6 protein-coding genes are annotated in these 11,273 nt (G+C 70.9%); 3 read left to right on the forward strand and 3 right to left on the reverse strand.

What is annotated here, in order from left to right; genetic code table 11:
* Nucleotide 1: 1 nt before the first annotated feature.
* Nucleotides 2-910 (forward strand): chitosanase, encoded by a 909-nt coding sequence (locus tag ACWCRD_RS29710; protein ID WP_450968850.1) that lies wholly within the window; start codon nt 2-4, stop codon nt 908-910.
* A 122-nt stretch (nt 911-1,032) separates the two neighbouring features.
* Here ACWCRD_RS29710 and ACWCRD_RS29715 read toward each other — a convergent pair whose 3' ends face one another.
* The 3 genes from ACWCRD_RS29715 to ACWCRD_RS29725 all read right to left on the reverse strand — a co-directional run bounded on the left by ACWCRD_RS29715 (nt 1,033) and on the right by ACWCRD_RS29725 (nt 8,192).
* Entirely contained in the window at nt 1,033-2,496 is a 1,464-nt protein-coding gene (locus ACWCRD_RS29715) for a glutamate synthase subunit beta (RefSeq protein ID WP_450968851.1), read from the reverse strand.
* The gene (gene gltB, locus ACWCRD_RS29720; protein ID WP_450968852.1) at nt 2,489-7,090 is read right to left on the reverse strand and encodes a glutamate synthase large subunit; all 4,602 of its coding nucleotides are present in this window, start codon (nt 7,088-7,090) and stop codon (nt 2,489-2,491) included. Before gltB ends, ACWCRD_RS29715 begins: the two co-directional genes overlap by 8 nt.
* A gap of 370 nt (nt 7,091-7,460) precedes the next feature.
* On the reverse strand, nt 7,461-8,192 hold the full coding sequence (locus ACWCRD_RS29725) for a VIT1/CCC1 transporter family protein (protein ID WP_450968853.1): 732 nt from the start codon (nt 8,190-8,192) through the stop codon (nt 7,461-7,463).
* A gap of 277 nt (nt 8,193-8,469) precedes the next feature.
* On the opposite strand from ACWCRD_RS29725, the gene ACWCRD_RS29730 reads away from it, so the two are divergent.
* Entirely contained in the window at nt 8,470-9,579 is a 1,110-nt protein-coding gene (locus ACWCRD_RS29730) for an ADP-ribosylglycohydrolase family protein (protein ID WP_450968854.1), read from the forward strand.
* Nucleotides 9,580-9,773: 194 nt separating this feature from the next.
* On the forward strand, nt 9,774-11,267 hold the full coding sequence (locus tag ACWCRD_RS29735; protein WP_450968855.1) for an ADP-ribosylglycohydrolase family protein: 1,494 nt from the start codon (nt 9,774-9,776) through the stop codon (nt 11,265-11,267).
* The last annotated feature ends 6 nt before the right edge of the window (nt 11,268-11,273 follow it).

Here is an 11,273-nt window from a genome sequence, read left to right on the forward strand (position 1 = left end):
TATGAAACGTGCTGGTTATCTCCTGTTCGCGGCCCTCCCCGTGGTCGTCACGGGCGTGGTCTACGTCCTCTCGCCCGCCGATGCCTCCGGCGGGAGCAGGAGCAGGACGCCGACCGCCGCCGCGCAGAAGGCCCGCCAGAGCGCCAAGGTCCGGGCCGAGCAGGAGACGGCGGAGGACGCCGAGGTGATCGCCGACCTGCCGGCCGGCCTCGCCGCCCCCGCCAAGAAGGAACTGGCCCAGGAGCTCGTGGCCAGCGCCGAGAACTCGACGCTGGACTGGCGCAGCGCCTACGGCTACATCGAGGACATCGACGACGGCCAGGGCTACACCGCCGGCACCGTCGGCTTCTGCACGGGTACCCACGACCTGCTCGCGCTCGTCGAGCGCTACACCGAGGAACATCCCGACAACGGCCTCGCCGACTACCTGCCCGCCCTGCGCGAGGTCGACGGCACGGACTCCCACGAGGGCCTGGACCCGGGCTTCACCGCCGCCTGGAAGGCCGAGGCGCAGCTGCCCGCCTTCCGGAAGGCCCAGGACGAGGAACGCGACCGCGTCTACTTCGACCCGGCCGTCCGCCTCGCCAAGCTCGACGGCCTCGGCACACTCGGCCAGTTCGTCTACTACGACGCCATGGTCCAGCACGGCCCCGGCACCGGCCCGACCAGCTTCTACGGCCTGCGCGAACGCGCCATGGACGAGGCGGACCTCCCCTCACAGGGCGGCTCCGAGAAGGACTACCTGAACGTCTTCCTCGACATCCGCGTCGAGGCAATGCTGACCGTACGTCCGGACATCGACACCACCCGCGTCGACACGGCCCAGCGGCAGTTCCTGTACGACGGGAACCTGGCCCTTACGACGCCGCTGACGTGGAAGGTGTACGGGGAGACGTACAAGGTGCCGTAGCCCACCCCGACCGGCGGCCGACCGCAGACATGCGACGGCGCCTGCCATCGTCCGGTCGGGGACAGGGCAAGCGCCGTTGCGGTGTTCCGTACGCCTTTGTACGGGACGTATATGAGGGGCCGTCAGGCCATCAGGGCCCGGTCCGTCGGGCGGATCGGGGCCGGCAGGTCGCTGGCGCCCGTGAGGAAGCGGTCGGTGCCGCGGGCGGCCGAGCGGCCCTCCGCGATCGCCCACACGATGAGGGACTGGCCGCGGCCCGCGTCACCGGCGACGAACACGCCGGGCACGTTGGTCTGGAAGTCGGCGTCGCGGGCGATGTTGCCGCGCTCGTCGAGCTCCAGGCCGAACTGCTCGACCAGGCCGTTCTCCCGGTCGGTGCCCGTGAAGCCCATCGCCAGCGTCACCAGCTGGGCGGGGATCTTGCGCTCCGTGCCCGGCTTCGGGGTCAGCTTGCCCTCGATGAACTCGACCTCGGTCAGGTGCAGCCACTGGACGTTGCCGTCCTCGTCGCCCTCGAAGTGGGTGGTGGAGACGGAGTAGACCCGCTCGCCGCCCTCCTCGTGCGCGGAGGTGACCTTGTAGAGCATCGGGAAGGTCGGCCACGGCTGGGTGACGTTGTTCCGCTCGTCGTTCGGGCGGGGCATGATCTCCAGCTGCGTGACGGAGGCCGCGCCCTGGCGGTGGGCGGTGCCCACGCAGTCCGCGCCGGTGTCGCCGCCGCCGATGACCACCACGTGCTTGCCCTCGGCCGAGATCGGGGAGGTGACGTAGTCGCCCTCCTGGACCTTGTTCGACAGGGGCAGGTACTCCATCGCCTGGTAGATGCCCTTGAGCTCGCGGCCGGGGACCGGGAGGTCACGGGCGGTCGTCGCACCGGCGGCGATGACGACCGCGTCGTACCTCTTCTTGAGGTCGGTCGCCTTGAGGTCGCGGCCGATCTCGATCCCGGTACGGAAGCGGGTGCCCTCCGCGCGCATCTGCTCGATACGGCGGTTGATGTGCCGCTTCTCCATCTTGAACTCGGGGATGCCGTACCGGAGAAGGCCTCCGATGCGGTCCGCGCGCTCGTAGACGGCGACGGTGTGGCCGGCCCGGGTCAGCTGCTGGGCGGCGGCCAGGCCGGCCGGGCCCGAGCCGATGACGGCGACCGTCTTGCCCGAGAGGCGCTCGGGGATCTGCGGGGCGACATCCCCGGTCTCCCACGCCTTGTCGATGATCGAGACCTCGACGTTCTTGATGGTCACCGGCGGCTGGTTGATGCCCAGCACACACGCCGACTCGCACGGAGCGGGGCACAGCCGGCCCGTGAACTCCGGGAAGTTGTTCGTCGCGTGCAGACGCTCCGAGGCGGCCGACCAGTCCTCACGGTAGGCGTAGTCGTTCCACTCGGGGATGAGGTTGCCCAGCGGACAGCCGTTGTGGCAGAAGGGGATGCCGCAGTCCATGCACCGGCTGGCCTGCTTGCTGATGATCGGCAGCAGGGAACCGGGGACGTAGACCTCGTTCCAGTCCTTCAGACGCACCTCGACCGGGCGGGACTTGGCGACCTCACGGCCGTGGTTCAGGAAGCCCTTCGGGTCAGCCATTGATCGCCGCCTCCATCATCTTCTCGGTGATCTCGGACTCGGAGAGTCCCGCCTGCTCGGCGGCGTCCTTGGCGGCGAGCACTGCCTTGTACGTGCTGGGGATGATCTTGCTGAAGCGCTCGACCGCGGTGTCCCACTCGGCCAGGAGCTTCTCGGCGACCGTGGAGCCGGTCTCCTCCTGGTGGCGGCGCACCACGTCGTGCAGCCACTGCCTGTCGGTGTCGTCGAGGGCCTCGACGGCGCTGACGTTGCCGACGTTGACGTTGTCGACGTTCAGGTCGATCACGTACGCGATACCGCCGGACATACCGGCCGCGAAGTTGCGGCCCGTCTCACCGAGCACCACGGCGCGACCGCCGGTCATGTACTCGCAGCCGTGGTCGCCCACGCCCTCGGAGACGACCGTGGCACCGGAGTTGCGGACACAGAACCGCTCGCCCGTACGACCGCGCAGGTACAGCTCGCCGCCGGTCGCGCCGTAGGCGATGGTGTTGCCCGCGATCGTCGAGTACTCGGCGAGGTGGTCGGCGCCCCGGTCCGGGCGGACGATCACACGGCCGCCGGAGAGGCCCTTGCCGACGTAGTCGTTGGCGTCGCCCTCCAGGCGCAGCGTGACACCGCGCGGCAGGAAGGCACCGAAGGACTGGCCCGCGGAGCCGGTGAAGGTGATGTCGATGGTGTCGTCGGGCAGGCCCGCGCCGCCGAACTTCTTGGTCACCTCGTGGCCGAGCATGGTGCCGACCGTGCGGTTGATGTTGCGGATCGCGACCTGGGCGCGCACCGGCTGGGCGTCGGTGGCGCTGGACGCGGCCAGGGCATCGGCGGCGAGCTTGATCAGCTCGTTGTCGAGCGCCTTCTCCAGGCCGTGGTCCTGCTCGATGACCTGGTGGCGCACCGCGCCCTCGGCCAGCGCCGGCACGTGGAACAGCGGCTCCAGGTTCAGGCCCTGTGCCTTCCAGTGGTCGACGGCACGCGTGACGTCGAGCGCCTCGGCGTGGCCGACCGCCTCCTCGATGGAGCGGAAGCCCAGCTCGGCGAGGATCTCGCGGACCTCTTCGGCGATGTACTGGAAGAAGTTGACGACGTACTCGGCCTTGCCGGAGAACCGGTCCCGCAGGGTCGGGTTCTGGGTGGCGATGCCGACCGGGCAGGTGTCCAGGTGGCAGACGCGCATCATGACGCAGCCGGAGACGACGAGCGGCGCGGTCGCGAAACCGAACTCCTCGGCGCCGAGCAGCGCGGCGATGACGACGTCACGGCCGGTCTTCAGCTGGCCGTCGGTCTGGACGACGATGCGGTCGCGCAGGCCGTTGAGCAGCAGCGTCTGCTGGGTCTCGGCGAGGCCGAGCTCCCAGGGACCGCCCGCGTGCTTCAGCGAGGTCAGCGGGGAGGCGCCCGTACCGCCGTCGTGACCGGAGATCAGGACGACGTCCGCGTGCGCCTTGGAGACGCCCGCGGCGACCGTGCCGACGCCGACCTCGGAGACCAGCTTGACGTGAATCCGCGCCTGCGGGTTCGCGTTCTTCAGGTCGTGGATCAGCTGGGCCAGGTCCTCGATGGAGTAGATGTCGTGGTGCGGCGGCGGGGAGATCAGGCCCACGCCCGGCGTCGAGTGACGCGTCTTGGCGACCCACGGGTAGACCTTGTGGCCGGGCAGCTGGCCGCCCTCGCCGGGCTTGGCGCCCTGGGCCATCTTGATCTGGATGTCGTCGGCGTTGACCAGGTACTCGGAGGTCACACCGAAGCGGCCGGAGGCCACCTGCTTGATGGCGCTGCGCCGGGCCGGGTCGTAGAGACGGTCCGGGTCCTCGCCGCCCTCACCGGTGTTGGACTTGCCGCCCAGCTGGTTCATGGCGATGGCGAGCGTCTCGTGCGCCTCGCGCGAGATGGAACCGTAGGACATGGCGCCGGTGGAGAAGCGCTTGACGATCTCGGAGACCGGCTCGACCTCGTCGATGGAGATCGACGGGCGGTCGGACTTGAAGCCGAACAGACCGCGGAGCGTCATCAGCCGCTCGGACTGCTCGTTGACGCGCTCGGTGTACTTCTTGAAGACGTCGTAGCGGCCGGTGCGCGTGGAGTGCTGGAGGCGGAAGACCGTCTCCGGGTCGAACAGGTGCGGCTCGCCCTCGCGGCGCCACTGGTACTCGCCACCGATCTCCAGCGCACGGTGGGCGGGCGCGATGCCGCTCGCCGGGTACGCCTTGGCGTGGCGGGCGGCGACCTCCTTGGCGATGACGTCGATGCCGACGCCGCCGATCTTGGTGGCGGTGCCGTTGAAGTACTTCTCGACGAAGGCCTCGTCGAGACCGACGGCCTCGAAGACCTGGGCGCCGCGGTAGGAGGCGACCGTCGAGATGCCCATCTTGGACATGACCTTCAGAACGCCCTTGCCGAGGGCGTAGATCAGGTTGCGGATGGCCTGCTCGGGCTCTATGTCCGAGAGGAAGGTGCCCGCGCGGACCAGGTCCTCGACGGACTCCATCGCCAGGTACGGGTTGACGGCCGCGGCGCCGAAGCCGATGAGCAGCGCGACGTGGTGGACCTCGCGGACGTCGCCGGCCTCGACCAGCAGGCCCACCTGGGTGCGCTGCTTGGTGCGGATGAGGTGGTGGTGGACGGCCGCGGTGAGCAGCAGCGACGGGATCGGCGCGTGCTCGGCGTCCGAGTGGCGGTCCGACAGGACGATCAGCCGGGCGCCGTTGTCGATGGCTGCGTCGGCCTCGGCGCAGATCTCCTCGATTCGCGCGGCGAGGGAGTCGCCGCCGCCGGAGACCCGGAACAGGCCGGAGAGGGTCGCGGCCTTGAAGCCGGGCATGTCGCCGTCGGCGTTGATGTGGATGAGCTTGGCCAGCTCGTCGTTGTCGATCACCGGGAACGGCAGGACGACGCTGCGACAGGAGGCGGCCGTCGGGTCGAGCAGGTTGCCCTCCGGACCCAGCGAGCTGCGCAGCGAGGTCACGAGCTCCTCGCGGATCGCGTCCAGCGGCGGGTTGGTGACCTGCGCGAACAGCTGGGTGAAGTAGTCGAACAGCAGCCGCGGACGCTCGGAGAGCGCGGCGATCGGGCTGTCCGTACCCATCGAACCGATCGGCTCGGCACCGGCCTTGGCCATCGGCGCGAGGATGACGCGCAGCTCCTCCTCGGTGTAACCGAAGGTCTGCTGGCGGCGGGTGACCGAGGCGTGGGTGTGGACGATGTGCTCGCGCTCGGGCAGGTCGCCCAGCTCGATCTCACCGGCCTCGATCCACTCGGCGTACGGCAGCTCGGCGGCGAGGGCCGCCTTGATCTCGTCGTCCTCGATGATGCGGTGCTCGACCGTGTCGACGAGGAACATCTTGCCGGGCTGCAGCCGGCCCTTGCGGACGACCTTGGAGGGGTCGATGTCGAGGACGCCGACCTCGGAGCCGAGGACGACCAGGCCGTCGTCGGTGACCCAGTAGCGGCCGGGGCGAAGGCCGTTGCGGTCGAGGACCGCGCCGACCTGCTTGCCGTCGGTGAAGGTGACGCAGGCCGGGCCGTCCCAGGGCTCCATCATCGTGGAGTGGAAGTTGTAGAAGGCGCGGCGGGCCGGGTCCATGGAGTCGTGGTTCTCCCACGCCTCCGGGATCATCATCAGCACGGAGTGCGGCAGCGAACGGCCGCCCAGGTGCAGGAGTTCGAGCACCTCGTCGAAGGACGCGGAGTCGGAGGCGTCCGGCGTGCAGATCGGGAAGACGCGGTCCAGACCCTTGTCGCCGAAGAGGTCGGAGACCAGCTGCGACTCGCGGGCGACCATCCAGTTGCGGTTGCCCTTGACGGTGTTGATCTCACCGTTGTGCGCGACGAAGCGGTACGGGTGCGCGAGCGGCCACGAAGGGAAGGTGTTCGTGGAGAAGCGCGAGTGGACCAGCGCGATGGCCGACGCGAAGCGGCGGTCGGAGAGGTCCGGGAAGAAGGGCTCCAGCTGGCCGGTGGTCAGCATGCCCTTGTAGACGATGGTGCGCGCGGAGAGCGACGGGAAGTAGACACCGGCCTCACGCTCGGCGCGCTTGCGCAGCACAAAGGCCTTGCGGTCGAGGGCGATACCCGTAGCAGGCACAGCCGCGTTGTCCGTGACGAAGATCTGCCGGAAGGCGGGCATCGTCGAACGGGCGGTGGCGCCGAGCAGTTCGGGCGCGACCGGGACCTCGCGCCAGCCGAGGACGGTGAGGCCCTCGTCGGCGGCGATCGTCTCGATCTGTGAGACGGTCTCGGCTGTGCCGTCCTCCGGCAGGAAGGCGATACCGACGGCGTAGGCACCGGCCGCGGGCAGCTCGAATCCGGCCACCTCGCGGAAGAAGGTGTCGGGGACCTGGGAGAGGATGCCGGCGCCGTCACCCGAGTCGGGCTCGGAGCCGGTGGCGCCGCGGTGCTCGAGGTTGCGCAGCACCGTCAGGGCCTGCTCGACCAGGGTGTGGGACGCCTCGCCGGTGAGGGTCGCCACGAAGCCGACGCCGCACGCGTCGCGTTCGTTGCGGGGGTCGTACATACCCTGCGCAGCAGGGCGAGCATCCATGAAGGACCAGTTCTGGCCATTCGCGGAGTGCTGGGACGGCTGGCGCGGCGTACGCATCGGCTCTCCCGTCGTCGTCTCAAGTGGCATATGTGCTTGCGAAGGGACGACGTTGGCCCTCTGCTGAGTGCAAAATTTCGTGCAGGTTACATGATGGAGCGGTTCTCGGGAACCGGGATATTCCGTTCCAGCATGCGGACACCGCGCGGCTGCAGTGCGGGTACCGCGCCTGCGGTGGAAGCTATGGGGACCGAGGGGGACAGATCGGTGTCCATCGGCCCGAAAGACGGGGAGGGCTGCGTCGCCCTTCCCGCGGGTGCGCGGCAGGCCTCATTGCCCACAGCGCTTACGGCTCATGCCCGGTGGTTAAGCATTCGAAACCAGCGAGTAACGGCTACTTATGCGGCCCAACGCATAACTTGTAGCCGCCCTATCCTACGGCCGTTCCGAACACGATGCCCAGGGCGTACGTCACACCGGCCGCCGCAGCACCCAGGGCGAGCTGCCTGAACCCGCTGAACCACCAGGTCCGCGCAGTCACCTTGGCCACCACGGCACCGCAGGCGAACAGCCCGAAGAACGCGAGCAGCAGAGCGGGCCACAGCGCGGTCGCACCGAGCAGATACGGCAGCACGGGCAGCAGGGCGCCCAGGGCGAAGGAACCGAACGAGGAGACGGCGGCGACGAGCGGCGAGGGCAGGTCCCCGGGGTCGATGCCGAGCTCCTCACGGGCGTGTATCTCCAGGGCCTGCTCGGGGTCCTTCGACAGCTGCCGGGCCACTTCCCGCGCCAGCTCGGGCTCGACACCGCGGGCCTCGTACAGCGCCGCGAGTTCGGCCTCTTCGTCCGCCGGGTGCTTCCTCAGCTCGGCCCGCTCCACATCCAGCTCGGCCTCGACGAGCTCACGCTGCGAGGCGACGGAGGTGTACTCCCCGGCGGCCATCGAGAAGGCACCGGCGGCGAGTCCCGCGAGTCCGGTCAGCACGATGGTCTGCTGAGCCACGGCCCCGCCCGCGACGCCGGTCATCAGCGCGAGGTTGGAGACCAGTCCGTCCATCGCACCGAAAACCGCGGGCCGCAGCCAGCCGCCGTTCACATCCCGGTGCGTGTGGTTGTCGCGGTGCGCCACGTGCAGCGCGGCCTCGGTCTCGATGATCGCCATAGCGGGGGTCCCCCAGGGAAGCTAAGCCAAAGCTAACTTTGGACAAGTTCTACTCTTCGACAACACCGAACCTACGCCCCGGATTCCCGTCCCGCCAGCAAGGAAAGGCTCTGCTAACCTGCAGCTTTACCTCTTCGTGCTCACTCGTGCGCTGCTTCACACAGATGTCGACCGGGTGACATGGCTCCGCCCCAGGCGCAGGTCAACCGCCGACGGTGGGACACATGGGCAAAGGGTTTCGCGCCCTGTGCGAACCCCGCTCCCGGAGAGGCCGCGTATGGCATCGATCGCCTGCACTCCCTCGGTCCCGTCGCCCGGGAACGCCACCGGCCTCCGCGAGCGGGCACGTGGAGCGCTGCTGGGCCTGGCCGTCGGCGACGCCCTCGGAGCCCCGGCCGAGAACCTGAAGCCGTCGGAGATCCGTGCCCGCTGGGGCCGCATCACGGGTTATGTGACGGACAAGCCGGCCGGCACGGACGACACCGAGTACGCGATCTTCTCCGGCCTTCTGCTGGCCCGGCACGGCTCGGCACTCACCCCCTCCCACGTGGAAGCGGCCTGGCACGAGTGGATCGCGGACCGCGACGAAGGCCCGTTCCGGGGCGCGGGATTCAGTGAACGCGGCACCCTGGAGAACCTGCGCCGCGGCCTCGCCGCCCCCATCTCGGCCCAGCACCGGCACGCCTGGAGCGACGGCCTGGCCATGCGCGCGGCCCCCTTCGGCGTCTTCGCCGCGGGCCGCCCCGCCGAGGCGGCCCGGCTGGTGGCGATCGACGGCTCGGTGAGCCATGACGGCGAGGGCATCTACGGCGGCCAGGCGGTCGCGGCGGGTGTGGCCGCGGCGGTGGCGGGCGCACCGACGTTCGCCGTCGTGGCGTCCGCCCTGGCGGTCGTCCCGGACGACTCCTGGACAGCCCGCTCGCTGCGCCGGGCCGTGGCGGTGGCCCACCGCGGCGAACGGGCGGTCCGCTCGGCGGTCGTCATCGGCGGCTACCCCTGGACCGACCTGGCCCCCGAGGCGGTCGCCCTGGCGTTCGGCGCCTACGCGGCGGCGGACGGCGACTTCCGCGACGCGGTGCTCACGGCGGTCAACATGGGCCGGGACGCGGACACGACGGCAGCGGTGGCGGGGGCACTGGCCGGAGCGACCCAGGGGGTCTCGGCGATCCCCCCGACCTGGGCAACGGCCATCGGCCCGGCCCGGGGCAGCTGCCTGCCGGCCATGGCGGGCCACCACGTGCTGGAGGTGGCGGACCTACTGGTCCCGGACGAGGGCGCGGCCCCACGGAACCCCACACCGGATGCGCTGGGGCGCACGAACTTCCCGCTCCCGGATCCCACCGCCTTCACCCTGGCCGCGACCGACGAGACGGAGACGCCCGGATGAGCCCACCCGCCCCCTGGAACGAGGGAACGACGGAGCCAACCGACCCCACCCCCCAGGGCCCGCCTGCATCCGAGACAGAAGCCCGCCCGGCCGGCCCCACGGCGGACGACGCCGAGCCCCCTCGCCAGGGACCACCCCCAGCCGACGACGAACCTCGCCCGGCCGGCCCCACAAAACCGACCGAGGCCGCGGTCATGGGCGACAAGAACGCTCGCCAGGGGCCACCCCCACCCGGGGACAAACCCCACAGGGGCGGCCCCGCGACCGCCAACGACGACAACCTCCGGCAAGGGCCCGCCGCACCCGACCACGAACCCCGCAGGGGCGACCCCACAAACCCGACCCGACCCGCCGCCAACAACGAGCACCCCTCGCAGACGCCACACACGGCCGACCCCGCAGCCGCCAACGGCGAGAACCCCCCACTGGGGCCACCCGCACCCGACGACGAAAGTCGCACGGATGGTGCGGGTGGGAACCGATCCGCCGATGGCGAAGCCGAGGCGACCGAGTCCCAGCCCCCGCAGGGCCCCGCAGGGGCGGCCGAGCCCCGGCCCCCGCAGGGCACCGCCCGGGCCGGGAGGACCGTCGGGCTGCTGCTCGGCCTCGCTGCGGGCGACGCCGCCGGCTGGCCCGCCGCCCGCCACCGGGCCGCCCGTATGCCCGAGTGGACACGCCGCCTCACCCGTGAACTCGACACCTTCGCCGAACAGAACGCCACCACCACCCTCCCCGTCCCCATCGCTCTGAACCAGCCCCCCGAGCCCCTCCGCCTGGGGTGCTCCGACGACGCCGAGTGGGCGGCCTTCGCCGCGGAGGCACTTCTGCGCGCCGGCGACGACACCGCCCTCGCCGACCTGAGCCGACATCGCCGTACAAGAGCCGCCATCGACCTCACCTGGAACGCCCTCGCCGCCGAGGTGGCCGCCGCGGCGGACCGCGCCCCGGAGGTCGAGTCCGCCGTCCTCCCCCTCCGCGCCCGTATCTCCGTACGCGCCGGCCTCGGCAATCTCGCCACCGGCCTGCGCCCGCCCGCCACCGGCCACGACAACCCCCACTACTTCGACGACGCGGCCTGCGTACGGGCCTGCGTACTCGCCGTGGCGCACCCCGGCGCCCCCCGACTCGCCGCCGACCTGGCCGAGTTCGACGCCCGCTACACCCAGGACGGCGACGGAGTGCACGGCGCCCGGGCGATGGCGGCGGCCCTCGCACTCGCACTGGCCGGCGCGGACGTCGAGACCTGCGTCAACGCGGCCCTCACCGAACTCCCCGAGACCACCGAGATCGGCCGCAACGCCCGCCACGCCCTCAAGCTGGCCGCCGACGCCGAGACCGCCTTCACCCTGGTCCCCCTCCTGGAACACCAGATCGTCGACCACGTCTACAGCTACGGCATCGCTGCGGCCGAGACGGTCCCGGTGGCCCTGGCCCTGACCGCCGCGTCGAACGGCCGTATCGCCGAAGCGGTACCGGCCGCCGTCTGCCTCTCCCGAGTCGCCGACTCGGCCCCGGCCCTGGCAGGCGCCCTCACCGGCGCGCTGGGCGGCGGCGCGTCCATCCCCGCCACCTGGCGGGAAGCCTGCCGCACCCTCTCAGGCTGCGCTCTCCCCCGCCTCACCGGCACCGACCTGGTGGAACTCGCCGAACTCCTGGAAGCCGCACAACCGGCCCCACCAGGAGGATGATTCGGG

The organism is Streptomyces sp. NPDC002092 (assembly GCF_053593775.1).